This window comes from Staphylococcus sp. MB377, from assembly GCF_001922505.1.
Classification (GTDB): domain Bacteria; phylum Bacillota; class Bacilli; order Staphylococcales; family Staphylococcaceae; genus Staphylococcus; species Staphylococcus haemolyticus.
Genome location: NZ_MAON01000033.1, coordinates 66069 through 86901, shown reverse-complemented (window position 1 = coordinate 86901; position 20833 = coordinate 66069). Strand labels below are relative to the sequence as shown.

Sequence of the window (20833 nt, the reverse complement as noted above, 5' to 3'; positions counted from 1 at the left end):
CAAATGTACAAACGTTATACTAGGAGTGATTTGTATGAATAAATTAGCAAAAGTTAAAGACTTACTAGAGGTTCAACAATTAGATGCTTTAGTTATTTTATCAGATTATAATCGTAGATATTTATCAGATTTCACTGGTACAAGTGGTGCATTAATAATTTCAAAAAATAACTATCAATTAATTACTGATTTTCGATATATTGAACAAGCAACTAATCAGGCAACTGAATTTAACATCATCAAACGCAGTGGTGGTTTAATTGAAGCGATTGTAGAAATTATTAATAATGAACAATTTAATCATGTTGGTTTTGAAGGACACTTAGTGAGTTACGATACATACCAAACATTAGATCAATCGAAAGCTAAATTAATCTCTATTGGCAATGAGATTGAAAAAATCAGGGAAATAAAGACACCCGAAGAGATAGAAAAGATCAAATACGCTGCTAAAATAGTTGATGATACATATAACTATGTATTAGATATTGCAAAGGTTGGAATGACTGAAAGAGAATTAAAAGCTAAATTAGAAGCTAAAATGTTAGAATTAGGAGCAGATGGCCCTTCATTTGACACGATTGTAGCATCTGGCAATAGAGGCGCTTTACCTCATGGTGTAGCAAGCGATAAAGTCATAGAGCAAGGCGATATGATTACGCTTGATTTTGGGGCATACTACAGAGGATATTGCTCTGATATAACAAGAACATTTGCTATTGGGGAACCTGACCCCAAGATGAAAGATATTTATAACATCGTTCTCAATTCCCAAATTAAAGCAATAAACGAAATCAAAGCTGGAATGACTGTAGCTGAGGCTGACGCGTTATCAAGAGACTATATTGAATCTCACGGTTATGGAGAAGCATTTGGCCACTCTCTTGGACATGGTATTGGTTTAGACATACATGAGGGACCACTATTATCTAAAAATGCAAACGGTATAGTAGAAGTAAATAATTGTGTTACTATTGAACCAGGTATTTATGTTGATGGTCTTGGTGGTGTACGCATAGAAGATGACATTTTAATAACTGAAAATGGTTGTGAAGTCTTTACTAAATGTACAAAAGACCTTATTATTTTATAGAAAGCGCATATTTGAGGAGGAAACTGAATGATTTCGGTTAATGATTTTAAAACAGGTTTAACAATTTCAGTAGATAATGGCATTTGGAAAGTTATCGATTTCCAACATGTAAAACCAGGTAAAGGTTCTGCATTTGTACGTTCTAAATTACGTAATTTAAGAACAGGTGCAATTCAAGAAAAGACATTTAGAGCTGGGGAAAAAGTTGAACAAGCGATGATTGAAAATCGTCGTATGCAATATTTATATGCTGATGGAGATAATCATGTATTCATGGATAATGAGACGTTTGATCAAACTGAATTATCAGCTGATTATTTAAAAGATGAATTAAAATATTTAAAAGCTAACATGGAAGTTCAGATCCAATCATATGAAGGTGAAACAATCGGAGTTGAACTACCTAAAACTGTTGAATTAGAAGTTACTGAAACTGAGCCAGGTATCAAAGGTGATACTGCCACTGGAGCAACTAAATCAGCTACAGTTGAAACAGGTTATACTCTAAATGTACCTTTATTCGTTAATGAAGGTGATGTATTAGTTATTAACACTAGCGACGGAAGCTATATCTCAAGAGCTTAGTTAACACTAGCTAAAGTCTTTCTAAATTACTAATTGGAAAGACTTTTTTTAATATCTAAATCGTTATTTTATATAAATTACAAAAGTCCATTTATCAATAATAGTAAGTATTAAATAGTAAGATGTAATTCCCTAAAATGACACATGCTTGAATTGGCAAGTTCAGTCAAGTAAAATATATTGGTAGATGAAAACTAATTCAAGGAGTCAGTAACTTATGAATTTTAAAGAAATAAAAGAATTAATCGAAATTCTTAATCAATCAAGTTTAACTGAAATTAATATTGAAGATAACAAAGGTAGTGTAGTCAACCTAAAAAAACAGAAAGAGACAGAAATAATTACACCGCAATATACACAACAAACACCATTAGCACCAGCAGCATCAACGATGGCAACACCAAATCAAAGTGCAACAGAATCACCTGTTCCACAAAATAATGATCAAATCGATACAGATGATTCATCATACCAAACAATCAATGCCCCTATGGTGGGTACATTTTATAAATCGCCATCGCCAGAAGAAGATGCATTTGTTCAAGTCGGAGATAAAGTTACCAATGAATCTACAGTGTGCATCTTAGAAGCAATGAAATTATTTAACGAAATACAAGCTGAGGTTACTGGAGAAATAGTTGAAATATTAGTAGAGGACGGACAAATGGTAGAGTATGGCCAACCGTTATTTAAGGTGAAATAATGAAAAAAATCTTAATCGCTAATCGTGGAGAAATTGCGGTTAGAATCATTAGAGCTTGTCATGATTTAGGCATACAAACTGTTGCCATTTATTCTGAGGGTGACAAAGACGCGTTACATACTCAAATTGCTGATGAAGCATATTGCGTTGGTCCAACTCAGTCTAAAGATTCTTATTTGAACATTCCAAATATATTATCAATTGCGACTTCAACCGGTTGTGATGGTATTCACCCAGGATATGGCTTTTTAGCTGAGAATGGTGACTTTGCAGAGTTGTGTGAAGCATGCCAATTGAAATTTATCGGTCCTAGCTATGAGTCTATCCAAAAAATGGGCATCAAAGACGTTGCAAAAGCAGAAATGATTGCAGCTAATGTCCCAGTTGTTCCAGGTAGTGATGGGCTAGTTACAACCATTTCAGATGCAAAACAAATTGCTAAAGAAATTGGATATCCAGTAATTATTAAAGCTACTGCAGGTGGTGGTGGAAAAGGTATACGAGTGGCTAGAACAGAGAAAGAGCTTGAGAATGGCTATCGTATGACTCAACAAGAAGCAGAAACTGCTTTTGGTAATGGCGGTCTTTACCTTGAAAAATTTATTGAGAACTTCCGTCACATTGAAATTCAAATTATTGGAGATCAACATGGAAATGTCATTCATCTCGGAGAGAGAGATTGTACGATTCAAAGACGCATGCAAAAGTTAGTCGAAGAATCTCCATCGCCTATTTTATCTGATGAGCAACGTGAAGAGATGGGTAATGCAGCTATAAGAGCCGCAAAAGCAGTTAATTATGAAAATGCAGGTACTATTGAATTTATATATGATTTAAATGATAATCAATTTTATTTTATGGAAATGAATACACGTATTCAAGTTGAACATCCTGTCACTGAAATGGTTACTGGCATTGATTTAGTAAAATTACAACTAAAAGTTGCGATGGGTGAAGCACTGCCATACACTCAAGAAGATATTACCATCAATGGTCATGCAATAGAATATCGTATAAATGCTGAAAATCCATATAAGAACTTCATGCCATCTCCTGGTAAAATCACACAATACCTAGCTCCAGGCGGATATGGTGTGAGAATCGAATCAGCTTGTTATACAAATTATACAATTCCTCCATATTATGATTCTATGGTAGCTAAACTCATTGTTCATGAACCAACGCGTGATGAAGCAATTATGACTGGTATTAGAGCATTAAGTGAGTATTTAATTTTAGGAATCGATACAACAATTCCTTTCCATTTAAAACTTATGAATAATGATATATTTAGAAGTGGATCTTTTAATACTAACTTCTTAGAACAATATAATATTATGGATGACGAGGAGTAGGAGGTTAAACCAAATGGTTAAAGTAGCAGATTATTCAAATTCAAACTTAGGTAAAATTGAAATTGCACCTGAAGTTATTTCTGTAGTTGCAAGTATAGCTGTTTCTGAGGTAGAAGGGGTAACTGGACATTTTTCAGAATTGAAAAATAGTAACATTGAAAAAATAAGTCGTAAAAACCTCAATAGAAATTTAAAAATTGATGTTAAAGAAGATGGCATTCAAATTGATGTATATTGCTCTATTAAGCATGGTATAAATATTTCAAAATTTGCAAGCAAAATTCAAACATCTATTTTTAACTCAATTAAAACGATGACTGCTATTGAGCCAAAAGAAATTAACGTTCACATCATGCATATTACTGTCGAATAATATATAGATTACATTTAATAAGGAGTTATTTATGAGTCGTAAAGAATCAAGAATGCAAGCATTTCAAACTTTGTTTCAGTTAGAAATGAAAGACACAGAATTAACAATAAATGAAGCCATTAATTTCATAAAAGATGATGAGCCTGAATTAGACTTTGATTTTATACACTGGTTAGTAACAGGTGTTAAAGATCATGAGCCAGTTCTAGATGATACTATTAAGCCACATCTTAAAGATTGGTCACTTCAACGTTTATTAAAAACAGACCGAATAATATTACGAATGGCTACATTTGAATTATTGCATAGTGATACACCACCAAAAGTAATCATTAATGAAGCTGTAGAATTAGCAAAACAATTTAGCGACGATGAGCATTATAAATTTATAAATGGTGTGTTGAGTAACATAAAATAATTAATTTGAGTGATGACAATGTCTGAATACTTAAGCGTTACAACTTTAACGAAATATATTAAATATAAATTTGATCAGGACCCACACTTGCAATCTATCTTACTAAAAGGTGAACTATCTAACTTTAAAAAACATTCAAGTGGACACCTTTATTTCAACGTTAAAGATAAGGATAGTGTGATAAGTGCAATGATGTTTAAAGGTAATGCGAGTCAGCTTACTTTTGAGCCAAAAGAAGGTGATGAAGTTCTTTTAGAAGCACGTGTTTCAGTATATGAACGACGTGGAAATTATCAAATTTATGTGAATAAAATGGAATTAGATGGTATAGGGAACTTGTATCAAAAGTTAGAACAATTAAAACAAAAATTAAAAAAAGAAGGCTTTTTTAATAATGAACATAAAAAGCCTATTTCTCGATTCCCTAAGAAAATTGCAATCTTAACTGCTAGTACTGGTGCCGCAATTAGAGATATTCAATCTACAATAAATAGTAGATATCCTTTGGCCGATAAAATCCAAATAAGTACTTTAGTACAAGGTACACAAGCCAAAGAGGATATTATAAAAAATATTAAGTATGCTGATTCACTTGGCGTTGATACTATTATAGTAGGCCGTGGTGGTGGATCTATAGAAGATTTATGGAACTTTAATGAAGAAGATGTTGTTAAAGCGATTTTTGAGTGTCAAACACCCATTATTTCAGCTGTTGGACATGAAACCGATTTTACACTCAGTGATTTCGTAGCAGATGTCAGAGCAGCAACACCAACACAAGCTGCAGTTATGGCGACTCCAGACCAGTACGAATTGATGCAACAAATTAAGCAATACCAATTTTCATTATCAAGGTATATTAAACAATATCTTGAAAAACAACATAAACAACTAGATCATTTAGCATCTTATTATAAGTTTAAACAACCCTCATTATTATACGATCAACAGATACAACGCAAAGATGATTTAGAAAGACAACTAACTCAATTATTATTATCCAAAATTGAGAATAAAAAATATCAATTAAAAGTTCTTCATCAGAATTTTAATGTAAAAACATTAAATCAAACTATATTACAAAATAGTAAGCAACTAATGAATGTAAAAAATCGTTTATCAAATCTAACAATTAAAAACATTCATAATAATAAATTAGAGCTCAAAAATAAAGTTGAACTATTAAATAATTTAAGTCCTACTAATACTATGTTAAGAGGCTATTCTATTATTAATAAAGATGATAAAGTCATTACAAGTACACAGGATTTAAGTAAAGATGATGAAATTACATTAGCAATGAAAGATGGTAGCGTAGATGCCATCGTTAAAAAGGTTAGGTGTGAACATGAGTAAAGATCAACAAAGTTTTGAAGAAATGATGCAAGAGTTAGAAAATATCGTTCAAAAGTTAGATAATGAGACTGTATCATTAGAAGAATCATTAGAGTTATATCAACGTGGTATGAAACTTTCTGCAACATGTGATGCAACACTTAAAGATGCTGAAAAGAAAGTAAATCAACTTATTAAAGATGAAGCAGAGGATGAAGAAAATGGCAAAGAAGTCAATGAATGAATTAATTGATCAAATTAATAGTGCTCTTGACGGTGTAATCGAAACTTCACCACTAAATACTAATCTAGAAGAAAGTATGCAATATTCTCTCAATGCAGGTGGTAAAAGAATAAGACCACTTCTTTTATTTTTAACATTAGATGTATTAAATCAAGATTATAAAAAATGTAAAAAAACTGCATTGGCATTGGAAATGATTCACACATATTCTTTAATTCATGATGATCTTCCTGCGATGGATAATGATGATTACCGTCGTGGTAAACTTACCAATCACAAAGTCTATGGTGAATGGAAAGCTATTCTAGCTGGTGATGCACTACTAACTAAGGCATTTGAAATCATTGCTGATGATGAATTATTAGAATCTGACGTCAAAGTTAAAATACTTTCCAGATTAGCGCATAACAGTGGTCACTTAGGCATGGTCGGAGGACAAACATTAGACATGCAAAGTGAAGATAAACCTGTTGATTTGGATACACTTGAACGGATACATAAAGCTAAAACAGGAGCATTACTTCAATTCGCGGTATTAAGTGCAGCAGATATTGCTAAAGTAGACAAGTCTACATCACAATCTCTTGAAGATTTTAGTAATCATATGGGTTTGATGTTCCAAATTAAAGATGATTTGCTCGACGTATATGGTGATGAATCTAAATTAGGAAAAAAAGTTGGTAGTGACATCGAAAATCACAAAAGTACGTATGTTTCTTTATTAGGTAAAGATGGTGCTGAAAATAAATTAAATTTCCATAAAGATGCTGCCATAGAATCAATAGAACAACTTTCTTCTCACTATGATATTAAACCTCTATTAGATATCGTTGAGCTTTTCTACACACGTGATCATTAATTATCATTAATATTAACCCTTCAAAGCTACTGTTTAAAAACTGGCGTTGAAGGGTGTTTTAGTACACTATTTTAAATTGTGGTATTACATTTATATCCTAATTTTAGTTTACATATTTATTTATTCGTTTATACATTTTTTCAATACAAATTAACTAATTGTACCTATTAGTATTTAATTAAAACAATTTACGATTATTGAGTTATCAGTTAAGTATGCATAATAACAATAGTAGTAGTAAAAAAAATGATGTGTTAAAATTATTGTATAATTATTCGAAAATAGGAGTGTTCATAATGGCAAAAAAATCTGTGAGACACATAAAGATTAGAGAAATTATCTCAAGCGAACAAATAGAAACTCAAGACGAACTAGTAAAACGTCTTAATGAATACGACCTTAATGTTACGCAAGCTACCGTATCACGTGATATTAAAGAATTACAGTTAATCAAAGTTCCTGCAACATCAGGTCAGTATGTATATAGCTTGCCTAATGATCGAAAATACCATCCATTAGAAAAATTGGGTCGTTATCTCATGGACTCATTTGTGAATATAGAAGGTACAGGTAATCTACTCGTCTTAAAAACCTTACCTGGTAACGCTCAATCTATTGGCGCTATACTAGACCAAATCGATTGGGATGAAGTTCTCGGTACTATATGTGGTGATGATACTTGCCTTTTAATTTGTAAAGATGAAGACGCAAGTAATACAATTAAAACAAGAATTTTCAATTTATTATAAGGATGCGATGAATTCATGTTACAAACCTTATCAATAAAACAATTTGCAATTATTGATGAATTAGAAATTCATTTTTCAGATGGATTAACAGTTCTAAGTGGTGAAACGGGTTCAGGTAAATCAATCATCATAGATGCGATTGGCCAGTTAATTGGAATGCGTGCATCATCAGATTATGTTCGACATGGTGAAAAGAAAGCGATTATTGAAGGTATATTTGATATAGATGAAAATAAAGATGTTATTCATATACTTCATAATCTTGATATAGAAATCGACGAGGACTTCTTATTAGTAAAAAGAGAAATATTTAGCACTGGTAAAAGTATTTGTAGATTGAATAATCAAATTGTTACGCTTCAAGATTTGCGAAAAGTTATGCAAGAACTATTAGATATTCATGGTCAACATGAAACACAGACACTTCTTAAACAGAAGTATCATTTAAAATTATTAGATGATTATGCAGAAGACAAGTATTTATCAACTAAAGAAAAATATCAAAATGTGTTTAATCAATATAAAAGTAAAACAAAGGAATTAGAAGAATTAGAGTCTGCAGACCAAGCATTACTTCAACGTTTGGATTTAATGAAATTTCAATATGAAGAATTAGAAGAAGCTTCTTTAAAAGAGGGCGAAATTGAGCAATTAGAAGTCGATATACGTAGAATTCAAAATTCCGAAAAACTAAGCATGGCGCTTAATAATGCGCATGTCACCTTGACTGATGAGCATGCAATTACAGATAGACTATATGAATTAAGTAATCATTTACAATCTATAGATGATATTTTGCCTGATAAATTTAGTAAATTAAAAGAGGATATTGATCAATTTTATTACACGCTTGAAGATGCTAAGCACGAGTTATATGATGAAATGTCAAACACTGAATTTGATGAGCAAATGCTTAATGAGCTAGAATCACGAATGAATTTATTAAACAATCTTAAAAGGAAATATGGCAAAGACATTTATGAATTAATTACATACAAAGATAAGCTTCAAAATGAAATAGCCAAAATCGAAAATTATGAAGAAAGTACATCACAATTACGTGAGGAAATTAGTCAATTATATAATGAAGTGATGTCAAAAGGCAAAGTGTTATCTAGAGAGCGTCGTTCAGTAGCTCGAACATTAAGAGATCATATCGTTTCTGAAATACAAAATTTACAAATGAAAGATGCTAATTTAGAAATTTCATTCCAATTATTAGATAAACCAACAATTGATGGTATAGAATTTGTAGAGTTTTTAATCAGTCCTAATAAAGGGGAACCACTCAAAAGTTTAAATAAAATTGCATCTGGCGGTGAGTTGTCTCGTATTATGCTAGCCCTAAAAAGTATTTTTGTACAATCAAGGGGACAAACTGCAATTTTATTTGATGAGGTAGATTCAGGAGTGTCAGGACAAGCTGCTCAAAAAATGGCTGAAAAAATGAGAGATATAGCTGAATATATTCAAGTAATATGTATTTCGCACTTACCACAAGTTGCATCTATGAGTAATCATCATTTATTAATTAGTAAAGCATCCAATGATGATCGTACAACAACTCAAGTTAAAGAATTAGAAAATGATGATAAAATTGATGAAATCGCACGAATGATTTCTGGTGCTAGTGTTACTAAATTAACTAAAGAAAATGCAAAAGAAATGATTAGCCAAAATCAAAGAAAAAGTAGTAAGTAATTCATTGAATTTATTAATATTTATAATTGCTGTAAAATAAATATTAACATTATAAAATGAATATTTTAATTTTATATGTAACCTACTCATTGAGTTACTAAATTCATTTAAAATTTAAAGTCACTTACAGATTAACGTTATTAAATCCAATCGCAAAGCAAGTTAGGAGTAAAATTATGAGTGAAAAGCAATATGACCTAGTCATCTTAGGTGGAGGAACCGCTGGTTATGTAGCGGCAATTCGAGCATCACAATTAGGTAAAAAAGTAGCTATAGTAGAGAAATCTTTGTTGGGTGGCACTTGTCTTCACAAAGGATGTATTCCTACAAAAGCTTTATTAAAATCTGCTGAAATTTTAAGAACAGTTAAAGATTCAGTTCATTTTGGAGTGAATGTTGGTCAATATTCATTTGACTTAAAATCTATGATGAAACGTAAAGACAAAATTGTTAATCAAATGCATCAAGGTATTGAAAGTTTAATGCAGAAAAATCACATAGATATATTTAATGGCAAAGGTAGAATTATGGGGACATCTATTTTCTCACCTCAAAGTGGTACCATTTCAGTTGAATATGATAATGGAGAATCTGAATTATTACCTAATCAGAATGTATTGATAGCTACAGGTTCACTACCAACTCAATTACCATTCTTGCCTTTCAATCACAATACAGTTCTATCTAGTAATGACATATTGCAATTCACAGATTTACCTGCAAGCATAGCAATCATTGGCGGTGGAGTGATAGGTCTTGAATTTGCTTCTTTATTAATTGACTTAGGTGTAAATGTTAGTGTGATAGAGGCTGGCGAACGAATCTTGCCTAATGAGAGTGCTCAAATTGCAAATTTTCTAAAAACATCACTTATAGCAAGAGGAGTAACGTTCTATGAAAATTGCGCTTTAAATGAATCTGCAGTTACAGTCAACTCTAATTCTGTAACTATACAAGTAAATAAAGATAAAACTATAGAAGTAGAAAAAGTTTTAGTATCAATTGGTCGCAAGCCTAATACTGATGATATAGGATTAAATAATACTAAAATTAAAATTGATGATAACGGTAATATACTTGTTAATGACTTTTTACAAACCGAAGATAAGCATATTTATGCTGCAGGTGATTGCATAGGTAAGCTTCAATTAGCACATGTATCTTCTAAAGAGGCAATACTTGCTGTTGAACACATGTTTAATGGCAATGGCCTACCTCTAAATTATGACAAGATGCCGAAATGCATATATACACACCCAGAAGTTGCTTCAATTGGTTACAATAAAGAATCAGCCGAAGCCAAAAACATTAAAACCAAATCATTTAAAGTAAGCTTTAATGCAATTGGTAAAGCAGTTATAGAGGAAACTACTAATGACAGAGGATTTTGTGAAATGATAATTAATGATGAAACTAATGAAATTATCGGTATTAATATGATAGGTCCTCAGGTTACTGAATTAATCAACGAAGCCTCTTTATTGCAATTTATGAATGGTTCAGCAATTGAGTTAGGTCTGACAACACATGCACATCCTTCTATATCAGAAGTACTTATGGAATTGGGATTGAAAGTAGAAAATAGAGCAATAAACATTTAACAGGAGGAACATAAAAGATGATTGATTATAAATCTGTCGGACTTTCAGAAGAAGACCTTAAAGAAATCTATAAATGGATGGATTTAGGTAGAAAAGTAGATGAACGATTATGGTTATTAAACCGCGCAGGTAAAATTCCATTTGTTGTTAGTGGACAAGGACAAGAGGCTACACAAATAGGAATGGCATACGCTATGAAAGAAGGAGATATTTCATCTCCATATTATAGAGATTTAGCATTTGTTACTTTTATGGGGATTTCTCCATATGATACAATGCTAGCTTCATTTGGAAAAAAAGATGATATTAATTCTGGAGGAAAACAAATGCCCTCCCATTTTAGTCATCGTGAAAAGGGCATATTATCACAAAGTTCTCCAGTTGCTACACAAATACCACATTCAGTTGGAGCTGCATTAGCTTTAAAAATGGATAAAAAACCAAATATTGCTACGGCAACTGTCGGTGAGGGAAGTTCAAATCAAGGAGATTTTCATGAGGGTTTAAACTTTGCAGGCGTTCATAAATTACCATTTGTTTGTGTCATCATCAATAATAAATATGCGATATCTGTGCCTAATACATTACAATACGCCGCAGAAAAACTTTCTGATAGAGCCTTAGGATATGGCATATATGGTGAGACAGTAGATGGGGATGATCCGATAGCAATGTATAAAGCTATGAAAGATGCTAGAGAACGTGCACTAAATGGTGAGGGTGCCACTCTAATTGAAGCTATAACACATCGTATGACACCACATTCTTCAGATGATGATGATACATATCGTACGAAAAAAGAAAGAGAAGCATTAAAAACTTTTGATTGTAACCTTAAATTTAAAGATTATTTATTAGAAAAAGAGATTATTAATCAAGAATGGTTAGACAATATAGAGCAAGAGCATAAAGAAATTATTAATAAAGCCACTAAAGATGCAGAAAAAGCGCCATATCCATCTGTAGAAGAAACATATCAATTTGTTTATGACCCAGAAGGAGGTATGGGCAATGAGTAAAATGAGTTATATTGAAGCAATACAACAAGCGCAAGACCTAGCCATGGAACATGATAATAACGTATTTATATTAGGTGAAGATGTAGGACGTAAAGGTGGCGTTTTTGGTGCAACTAGAGGTCTTCAAGACAAATATGGTGTTGAAAGAGTAATAGATACACCTTTGGCTGAATCTAATATTGTAGGGACTGCTATTGGAGCAGCAATGATTGGTAAACGACCAATTGCAGAAATTCAATTCGCAGATTTTATACTTCCAGCAGTTAATCAAATTATTAGTGAAGCAGCTAAAATGCGCTATCGTTCAAATAATGACTGGCAATGTCCTATCACAATCAGAGCACCCTTTGGTGGTGGGGTACATGGTGGTTTATATCATTCTCAAAGTATCGAGAGCATCTTTGCGTCTACACCGGGGCTAACTATTGTCATACCTTCATCTCCTTATGATGCTAAAGGATTATTATTATCCTCTATTGAGTCAAATGATCCAGTATTATTCTTTGAACATAAAAAAGCATATCGCTTCTTGAAAGAAGAAGTGCCAGAAGATTATTATACAGTTCCTCTTGGAAAAGCTGATGTAAAACGTGAAGGGAATGACATAACTGTATTTACATATGGTTTGTGTGTAAATTATTGTATGCAAGTTGCTGATATTTTAGCAGCAGATGGTATTAGTGTTGAAATAGTTGATTTGAGAACTGTTTATCCTCTAGATAAAGAAACAATTATTAAACGTGCTAAAATGAATGGCAAGATTTTATTAGTAACAGAAGATAATCTTGAGGGCAGTGTCATGTCAGAAGTCTCTGCAATCATAGCTGAAAACTGTTTATTTGAACTTGATGCACCTATTATGAGATTAGCTGGACCAGATGTTCCTTCAATGCCATTTTCTCCTAATCTTGAAAATGAAGTTATGATGAATCCTGATAAAATCTTAGAAAAAATGCGAGAACTTGCACAATTTTAAGGAGGAAAAGTTATGGATATAAAAATGCCAAAACTAGGCGAAAGTGTTCATGAAGGTACTATTGAGCAATGGCTTATTTCAGTGGGTGACTATGTTGATGAATATGAACCCTTATGTGAGGTAATTACTGATAAAGTAACTGCTGAAGTACCTTCAACTGTTTCTGGTACTATCACTGAAATTTTAGTTTCAGAAGGTGAAACCGTTCAAATAGATCATGTTATTTGTAAAATTGAAACTTCTGAAACAGATAATTCTACCAACACTAAAAATATCGATATTGAAACCGTTAAGGATTCAACAAATTTAAATATAAATGGTAATGATACTTTAACAGTCGAAACGTCAGCATCGGCTTCAAAAAATACTTCTGATAAAGAAGTTCATCATTCTGTTAAAACAAATGCACATACACAAGCATCTTTACTTAATAACGGTCGATATTCACCAGTAGTTTTTAAAATTGCATCTGAAAATGACATTGATTTATCATTAGTTCCTGGCACAGGTTTTGAAGGACGTGTGACTAAAAAAGATATTGAAAATTATATTAATTCAAGTCATCCGGAACCTGAAATAAATAACAATTCACAATCTAGTTTTGAACATACGAAATCCAACGTGGATTCTAATCAGAGTCAAATTAGTCAATCTATACCAGTCAAAGGTGTTCGTAAAGCAATAGCTCAAAACATGGTGACAAGTGTAACTGAAATCCCTCATGGTTGGATGATGCTTGAAGTTGATGCAACTAACTTAGTTAAAATTAGAAATCATCATAAAAATTCGTTCAAACAGAACGAAGGTTATAATTTAACTTTCTTTGCATTCTTTGTAAAAGCTGTTGCAGAAGCATTAAAATCAAACCCACTATTAAATAGTAGCTGGGATGGAGAAGAAATTATTCTTCATAAAGATATTAATATTTCAATTGCTGTAGCAGATGAAGATAAATTATATGTTCCTGTTATTAAACACGCTGATGAAAAATCAATCAAAGGTATTGCTAGAGAGATAAATGAACTAGCACTTAAAGCAAGAAATAAACAATTATCACAAGAAGATATGTCTGGTGGAACATTTACCGTTAATAATACCGGTACATTTGGATCCGTTTCATCAATGGGAATTATAAATCATCCACAAGCAGCGATTTTACAAGTAGAATCTATTGTAAAAAAACCAGTCGTTATTGATGATATGATTGCAATTAGAAGCATGGTGAATTTGTGTATTTCGATTGATCATAGAATACTTGATGGTGTTCAAACAGGGCGCTTCATGTCTCAAGTTAAAGAACGTATTGAACAATTCACAATAGAAAATACAAGTATTTACTAGTTTAAAATGATATATCATATTCCCTGGACAAGCTGTTTGAAATCTAACACTTATATTTAGTAGAATAGCATTGAATAAATAAAAGATTGAAAGGTGATTAAAATGGATTTAAATTTTGATTTATATATGAACGGCGTGGTTGAACAAGCTCGTAATGAAATTGAAAATGCGGGATATGAACAATTAACAACTGCAGATGAAGTTGACAAAGTATTACAACAAAATGGTACTTCATTAGTAATGGTTAATTCAGTTTGTGGATGTGCGGGAGGAATTGCACGTCCAGCAGCATCACATGCATTACACTATGATAAACTACCTGATAGACTTGTTACAGTATTTGCTGGACAAGATAAAGAGGCTACACAACAGGCTAGAGACTATTTTGAGGGTTATGCACCTTCAAGTCCATCATTTGCATTAATTAAAGATGGTAAAATCACTGAAATGATTGAACGTCATCAAATTGAAGGCCATGATGTAATGGATGTTATTAATCAGTTACAAGGCCTATTTGATAAATATTGCGACGAAAGATAAGAGGATTTACTAATGTTAAAGTTAAATCCTTATAAGATTGGATTAAGAACACTTAAAACAGCAGTAGGTATCACATTAGGTGTTATTTTAGCTAAATGGATGGGGCTTGATAATTATGCATCAAGTGCTATCCTCATTGTATTATGTATTAAACATACTAAAGTTCACTCAGTACAAGCTATCGTATCAAGATTTGTCTCTTGTATACTAATTCTACTGTTTGGTTCATTGGTTTTTAGCTTATTAGGTCAGAATGCGCTTGTTTTGGGATTAATTGTATTATTATTTATTCCGATAACTGTTATGTTGAAAGTTCAAGAGGGTGTTGTAACTAGTTGTGTTATATTATTACATGTTTTCAATGCAACTACGATTAATTTACATTTAATCATTAATGAATTACTCTTATTAACTATTGGACTAGGAATCGCATTCATTATGAATTTAATTATGCCAAGTTTAGACAAAACATTAGTTTCTTTTAAGAAAGATATAGAAAAAGGCTTTAAAGAAATCTTTATGACATATAGCGAAGCTTGCTCAAATTATAATAATGATCTTACTTTATCTTTCGAAAAACTCCAATTAGACATTCGAAAGGCCAAATCTATCGCATTTAGAGATGTTAAAAATCATTTTATTAGAAATGAAAATTCATATTATCACTATTTTGATATGAGACAAGAACAACTTGAATTATTGCGTAGAATTAAACCGTTATTAAATCAAGTCACTGTCGATGATCCATTACTGACTGATGTATCTCATTTAATGTCAGAAATTGGTAATAACGTAAATAGTAATGATTATACTGCTTTACGATTACATTCACTGTATGAAATCCGTTTATCACTAGACGAATTACCACTTCCTAAATCTCATCAATCTTTAAAATCACGTTCAAGTATGATGCAAATATTAAATGAACTAGAAAAGTATTTAAACATTAAATCTCAATTTGGATCACTACGGTTACACAATGAAATATAATTAGTGATTAAATAAAAAAAGGCTGGTACATAATTCCTAGCAAAATAGCCAGTAAATGAATTTTTATAAATTCATTTACTGGCTTCTTTATTTACAATACTTCGTATTCTTGGCTCGCTTTCTTAGGGGACAGCTTCAGCCTGTAGTCTTCAGCTTGTCCTGTTCCCTCAAGAGTCTCGCCAAAATACTTTTTATTTATATGTAATTTTACATTCAAACACTTAAAAAATAAGGCACTTTCGTATAATTGAATAAACTTCATTAAACTAAATTAACGAGGTGCCTTATGTATAGGGATTATAACATGACTCGACTTACTCTACCAATGGAAACTTCAGTTCTTATCCCAACAAATGGTAACATGTAAATGATATTGTTGAAACAATCCCTAAGACCGAATTCGATGAATTCATTTGTCCGAACAATAAAAGATTAGGTTTCAAAAGATATGCCTATCGTCATGATAAGAATGGTTTTAAACGAGGCTTTAAATTATATGAATGTGATGATTGTTCAGAATGTCCACTGAAACAACAATGTATGAACTTCAATTTAAAAGCAAATAAAAAAATAATGAAGAATTATAATTGAGAATATTTTAAATCCCAAAATAATAAAAAGCATTCAGAACCAAAAACAAAACCAACTACAGTCAAAGAAAAATTGATGTGGAGCCTGTTTTTGGATTTATGAAATCTATTTGGGGTTTCCCTCGAATGTCCGTTCGAGGGATAAATAAAGCCAAAAGAGAACTAGGATTTGTGCTAATGGCACTTAATATAAGAAAAGTAACAACTCAACGAGTTGAAAGTAATCAAAAACATTAAAAAAAAGACAATTTCTATATTATTTAAATAGAAATTGTCTTTATTTACTTATCCTGGAAATTTATGTCCCGGACTCTTTTTTATTGCGAAGATTAATACATTAGTGGCACTAAACTTGTGAGTAGTAATGCTGCCACAATTGCAATCAACATTACAATTATTATAATTCTTAACACTTTATTATTCACTATTTGACGCTCCTTATTTAAAAACACTTACATAATACACTTTACTTAATATATAAATTAACCATAAATGATTTTTATACAAATGGCAATCAATTTATTTTTGATATTGTAGAAAATTAGTTAAAATAGAAATCAAACGAGAAAGGGGTTTGTCATAATGATAAACAGTCAACGATTACTTGAAACATTTTTAGAATTAGTCCAAATAAATTCTGAAACAGGACATGAGGAAGTCATTCAACACATTTTAAAAAAGAAATTTGAAGAACTAGGTTTAAATGTAATTGAAGATCATGCATCAGAAAAGTCATGGTTAGGTGCTAACAATCTTATATGTACTTTACCAGCCACTAGTGCGAAAGAAGATGTGTCTAAAATTTACTTCACTAGTCACATGGACACTGTTATACCTGGAATAAATATTAAACCTCAAATTAAAGAGGATGGATATATTTATTCTGATGGTAGTACCATTCTAGGTGCTGATGATAAGGCGGGATTAGCAGCAATAATTGAAACCATTCAATATCTTAATGAAAATGAAATTCCACATGGCCAAATCCAATTTATTATTACTGTTGGTGAGGAATCTGGTCTTAAAGGTGCTAAAGAACTAGATTCAACATACATTGACGCTGAGTTTGGTTATGCAGTTGATGCTAGTCAACCTGTTGGCACAACAGTAGTAGGAGCACCAACTCAAATGGTAATAAACACGACTATTTTAGGAAAAACAGCTCATGCTAGTACACCTTCAGAAGGAATTAGTGCAATAAACATTGCTGCAAAAGCTATTAGTCGCATGAAGCTAGGACAAATTGATGACTATACTACTGCTAATATAGGTAAATTTCATGGTGGCTCTGCTACAAATATCGTTGCTGATGAAGTAGTTTTAGAAGCTGAGGCACGCTCTCATGATAATCAAAGTATTGAACAACAAGTCACTCATATGAAGGAAACATTCGAGACTACCGCACAAGAATTAGGTGGTGAAGCAAAAGTTATCATCGAGAAGAGCTACCCTGGTTTTAAATTAGAAAATGATGACAAAGTAACTCAATTTGCTACCAATAGTGCTAGAGAACTTGGATTAGCAGGGGATACTGTTATTGCTGGAGGCGGATCAGATGGCAGTATTATTAATACATTTGGAATCCCTACAGTCATTTTAGGTGTGGGCTATGAACATATTCATACAACATCTGAACGTATTTCAGTGAATTCACTTAATCAATTAGCAAAACAAATTGTCAAAATTATTGAGTTAGTAGCTAAATCGTAATTTAGTTTAGTGAAGTACTTTCGACTTTTATGATACAATACTATTGAAAAATTGAATGAGAGAGGTAAGTAATATGACTCAACAAATAGGTGTAGTAGGTTTAGCAGTAATGGGTAAAAACCTCGCTTGGAACATTGAATCACGTGGTTATAGCGTTTCTGTATATAACCGTTCAAGCGAAAAAACAGATGAAATGGTTAATGAATCTAAAGGTAAACAAATCCACCCAACATATTCTTTGGAAGAATTTGTTAATTCATTAGAAAAGCCACGTAAAATTTTATTAATGGTTAAAGCAGGTCCTGCAACAGATGCAACAATTGACAGTTTACTTCCATTATTAGATGATGATGACATTTTAATTGATGGTGGTAACACTAATTATCAAGATACAATCCGTCGTAATAAAGCCTTAGCTGAAAGTGGTATTAACTTTATTGGCATGGGTGTATCTGGTGGTGAAGTAGGTGCCCTTACTGGTCCTTCATTAATGCCAGGTGGTCAAGAAGCAGCTTATAATAAAGTGAGTGATATACTAGATGCAATTGCTGCAAAAGCTAAAGATGGTGCATCATGTGTAGAATATATTGGACCAAATGGTGCCGGCCACTATGTTAAGATGGTTCATAATGGTATTGAATATGCAGATATGCAACTTATAGCAGAGAGCTATGCGATGATGAAAGATTTATTAGGTATGTCACATGAAGACATCTCTAAGACATTTAAAGAATGGAATGCTGGTGAATTAGAAAGTTATTTGATTGAAATCACTGGTGATATCTTCACTAAATTAGATGATGACAATGAAGCACTTGTCGAAAAGATCTTAGACACTGCGGGTCAAAAAGGTACAGGTAAATGGACTTCTATCAATGCCTTAGAATTAGGTATTCCTTTAACGATTATCACTGAATCAGTATTTGCTCGTTTCATTTCATCAATTAAACAAGAACGTGTGAATGCTTCTAAGGAATTAAACGGTCCTAAAGCAGAATTTATTGGTAATAAAGATGAATTCTTAGAAAAAATCCGTAAAGCTTTATATATGAGTAAAATTTGTTCATATGCACAAGGATTTGCGCAAATGCGTAAAGCTAGTGAAGAAAATGAATGGAATTTAAAATTAGGCGATTTAGCAATGATATGGCGTGAAGGTTGTATTATTCGTGCTCAATTCTTACAAAAAATTAAAGACGCATATGATAACAACTCAGAATTACAAAACCTTTTATTAGATCCTTATTTCAAAGGTATTGTCACAGAATATCAAGATGCATTGAGAGATGTAGTAGCAACAGGTGTACGTAACGGCGTACCAACACCTGGATTCTCTGCCAGCGTAAACTACTATGATAGTTATCGCTCTGAAAATTTACCAGCAAACTTAATTCAAGCACAACGTGACTATTTCGGTGCACATACGTATGAACGTAAAGATAAAGAAGGTATCTTCCATACTCAATGGGTTGAAGAGTAATCACATACTAGTTACAGAAGTAAACCAATTCAATGGTTTACTTCTTTTTTAAAAATTATGCAAACGATTGCACAAAATGATTGACTTCCTAATACGAATACTATACCATGAAAATATAAGATGATTGAAAGCGTTTACTAAAGTTTAAAGATTGAGGTGATATACAACGGTTACAATTAAAGATGTTGCCAAAGAGGCTAATGTAGCTACATCTACAGTATCGAGGGTGATACGGAACAATGCGAAAATTAGTGAGGCAACTTCAAATAAAGTCAAAGCGGCTATGTCCAAATTAGGATACATACCCAATCAAGCGGCAAGAACATTAATAACAAATAAAACAATGACCATTGGATTAATACAGAAAAGTTCCACTCCTGAAATACGTCAAAATCCATTTAATAGTGACGTTCTTAATGGTATTAATCAGGCATGTAATGTAAGAGGCTATTCAACTAGAATGACTGTGTCGGAAAATAGCAGGGACTTATATCATGAAGTAAAAACAATGATTCAATCTAAAAGTGTGGATGGATTTATTCTTTTATATTCATTGAAAGATGATCCTATTGAGCATCTACTTTATGAGTTTAAAGTTCCTTATCTTATAATTGGGAAATCTTTGAACTACGAAAATATCATACATATTGATAATAATAATATCGATGCAGCTTATCAATTAACACAATATTTATATCATTTAGGACACCGCCATATATTATTTTTACAAGAATCTGGACATTATGCAGTTACAGAAGACAGAACAGTAGGATTTAAACAATACTGTGACAACGTTAAACTTTCAAATGACTGTATCGTAATAAAGTCCATGAATGATTTACGTGATTGTATAAAGCAATATTGTATTGATGCTATTCATACGCCTTCAGTGATTATAACGTCTGATGCTATGTTAAATATGCAATTATTAAATGTGCTTTATGAATATCAACTACGCATTCCAGAGGATGTACAAACTGCCACGTTTAATACATCTTTTCTCACTGAAAATGCAACACCATCTCAAACAAGCGTAAACATTAACCCAGATGTATTAGGCCTCACAGCAGGCAATACAATCATTGATGTATTAAGAAATGAAACTATTTCTTTTAGAGAAAAATTGATTTCAACTCAAATAGTTGAAAGGGTATCAACTACAAAAATATAA

Annotated in this window: 21 protein-coding genes and 1 pseudogene; 21 read left to right on the top strand and 1 reads right to left on the bottom strand. The window is 32.0% G+C overall.

Annotated elements, in window-relative coordinates:
• Nucleotides 1-34: 34 nt before the first annotated feature.
• The 18 genes and pseudogenes from BB045_RS07530 to BB045_RS11870 all read left to right on the top strand — a co-directional run.
• Nucleotides 35-1093 carry a M24 family metallopeptidase gene (locus BB045_RS07530; RefSeq protein ID WP_070581618.1) on the top strand — a complete coding sequence of 353 codons (1059 nt, stop codon included), beginning with the start codon at nt 35-37 and terminating at the stop codon, nt 1091-1093.
• A 27-nt stretch (nt 1094-1120) separates the two neighbouring features.
• Entirely contained in the window at nt 1121-1678 is a 558-nt protein-coding gene (gene efp / locus BB045_RS07525) for an elongation factor P (protein ID WP_011275683.1), read from the top strand.
• A gap of 217 nt (nt 1679-1895) precedes the next feature.
• On the top strand, nt 1896-2381 hold the full coding sequence (gene accB, locus BB045_RS07520; RefSeq protein ID WP_070442849.1) for an acetyl-CoA carboxylase biotin carboxyl carrier protein: 486 nt from the start codon (nt 1896-1898) through the stop codon (nt 2379-2381).
• Nucleotides 2381-3736: an acetyl-CoA carboxylase biotin carboxylase subunit gene (gene accC / locus BB045_RS07515; protein ID WP_037536540.1), complete on the top strand. Its 1356-nt coding sequence runs from the start codon at nt 2381-2383 to the stop codon at nt 3734-3736. The genes accB and accC overlap by 1 nt, the downstream gene beginning before the upstream one ends.
• 13 nt (nt 3737-3749) lie before the next feature.
• Nucleotides 3750-4109, top strand: coding sequence for an Asp23/Gls24 family envelope stress response protein (locus tag BB045_RS07510; RefSeq protein ID WP_011275686.1), 360 nt, complete (start codon nt 3750-3752; stop codon nt 4107-4109).
• A 31-nt stretch (nt 4110-4140) separates the two neighbouring features.
• Nucleotides 4141-4527, top strand: a complete 387-nt coding sequence (gene nusB, locus BB045_RS07505; protein WP_011275687.1) for a transcription antitermination factor NusB — start codon at nt 4141-4143, stop codon at nt 4525-4527.
• 18 nt (nt 4528-4545) lie between these two features.
• The gene (gene xseA / locus BB045_RS07500; RefSeq protein WP_070581620.1) at nt 4546-5883 is read left to right on the top strand and encodes an exodeoxyribonuclease VII large subunit; all 1338 of its coding nucleotides are present in this window, start codon (nt 4546-4548) and stop codon (nt 5881-5883) included.
• Entirely contained in the window at nt 5876-6106 is a 231-nt protein-coding gene (locus tag BB045_RS07495; RefSeq protein WP_011275689.1) for an exodeoxyribonuclease VII small subunit, read from the top strand. The genes xseA and BB045_RS07495 overlap by 8 nt, the downstream gene beginning before the upstream one ends.
• On the top strand, nt 6084-6965 hold the full coding sequence (locus BB045_RS07490; RefSeq protein ID WP_075140636.1) for a polyprenyl synthetase family protein: 882 nt from the start codon (nt 6084-6086) through the stop codon (nt 6963-6965). The genes BB045_RS07495 and BB045_RS07490 overlap by 23 nt, the downstream gene beginning before the upstream one ends.
• A gap of 296 nt (nt 6966-7261) precedes the next feature.
• Complete coding sequence (gene ahrC, locus BB045_RS07485; RefSeq protein WP_037550574.1) at nt 7262-7714, top strand: transcriptional regulator AhrC/ArgR; 453 nt, start codon at nt 7262-7264, stop codon at nt 7712-7714.
• A 15-nt stretch (nt 7715-7729) separates the two neighbouring features.
• On the top strand, nt 7730-9415 hold the full coding sequence (gene recN / locus BB045_RS07480; protein ID WP_070861539.1) for a DNA repair protein RecN: 1686 nt from the start codon (nt 7730-7732) through the stop codon (nt 9413-9415).
• A 176-nt stretch (nt 9416-9591) separates the two neighbouring features.
• The gene (gene lpdA / locus BB045_RS07475) at nt 9592-11016 is read left to right on the top strand and encodes a dihydrolipoyl dehydrogenase (RefSeq protein ID WP_075140635.1); all 1425 of its coding nucleotides are present in this window, start codon (nt 9592-9594) and stop codon (nt 11014-11016) included.
• 17 nt (nt 11017-11033) lie between these two features.
• Complete coding sequence (locus BB045_RS07470; protein ID WP_070442870.1) at nt 11034-12035, top strand: thiamine pyrophosphate-dependent dehydrogenase E1 component subunit alpha; 1002 nt, start codon at nt 11034-11036, stop codon at nt 12033-12035.
• A complete protein-coding gene (locus BB045_RS07465; protein WP_075140634.1) occupies nt 12028-13011 on the top strand; it encodes an alpha-ketoacid dehydrogenase subunit beta in 984 nt (327 codons plus the stop codon). Before BB045_RS07470 ends, BB045_RS07465 begins: the two co-directional genes overlap by 8 nt.
• 12 nt (nt 13012-13023) lie before the next feature.
• Entirely contained in the window at nt 13024-14352 is a 1329-nt protein-coding gene (locus tag BB045_RS07460) for a dihydrolipoamide acetyltransferase family protein (RefSeq protein ID WP_075140633.1), read from the top strand.
• Between the two features lie 102 nt (nt 14353-14454).
• A complete protein-coding gene (gene brxB / locus BB045_RS07455) occupies nt 14455-14892 on the top strand; it encodes a bacilliredoxin BrxB (protein ID WP_011275697.1) in 438 nt (145 codons plus the stop codon).
• A gap of 12 nt (nt 14893-14904) precedes the next feature.
• Complete coding sequence (locus BB045_RS07450; protein WP_037550558.1) at nt 14905-15882, top strand: aromatic acid exporter family protein; 978 nt, start codon at nt 14905-14907, stop codon at nt 15880-15882.
• A gap of 402 nt (nt 15883-16284) precedes the next feature.
• Nucleotides 16285-16813: pseudogene (locus BB045_RS11870) on the top strand (transposase); the annotation flags it as partial.
• Here BB045_RS11870 and prli42 read toward each other — a convergent pair.
• On the bottom strand, nt 16802-16897 hold the full coding sequence (gene prli42, locus BB045_RS12180; protein WP_176744141.1) for a stressosome-associated protein Prli42: 96 nt from the start codon (nt 16895-16897) through the stop codon (nt 16802-16804). The pseudogene BB045_RS11870 and the gene prli42 overlap by 12 nt on opposite strands.
• 157 nt (nt 16898-17054) lie before the next feature.
• Here prli42 and BB045_RS07435 point away from each other — a divergent pair, with 157 nt between their 5' ends.
• From BB045_RS07435 to BB045_RS07425, 3 genes are all read left to right on the top strand, one after another.
• The gene (locus tag BB045_RS07435; protein ID WP_070839623.1) at nt 17055-18182 is read left to right on the top strand and encodes a M20/M25/M40 family metallo-hydrolase; all 1128 of its coding nucleotides are present in this window, start codon (nt 17055-17057) and stop codon (nt 18180-18182) included.
• Nucleotides 18183-18255: 73 nt separating this feature from the next.
• Entirely contained in the window at nt 18256-19662 is a 1407-nt protein-coding gene (gene gndA / locus BB045_RS07430; protein ID WP_070442887.1) for an NADP-dependent phosphogluconate dehydrogenase, read from the top strand.
• Nucleotides 19663-19837: 175 nt separating this feature from the next.
• Nucleotides 19838-20833 (top strand): LacI family DNA-binding transcriptional regulator, encoded by a 996-nt coding sequence (locus BB045_RS07425; protein WP_070581637.1) that lies wholly within the window; start codon nt 19838-19840, stop codon nt 20831-20833.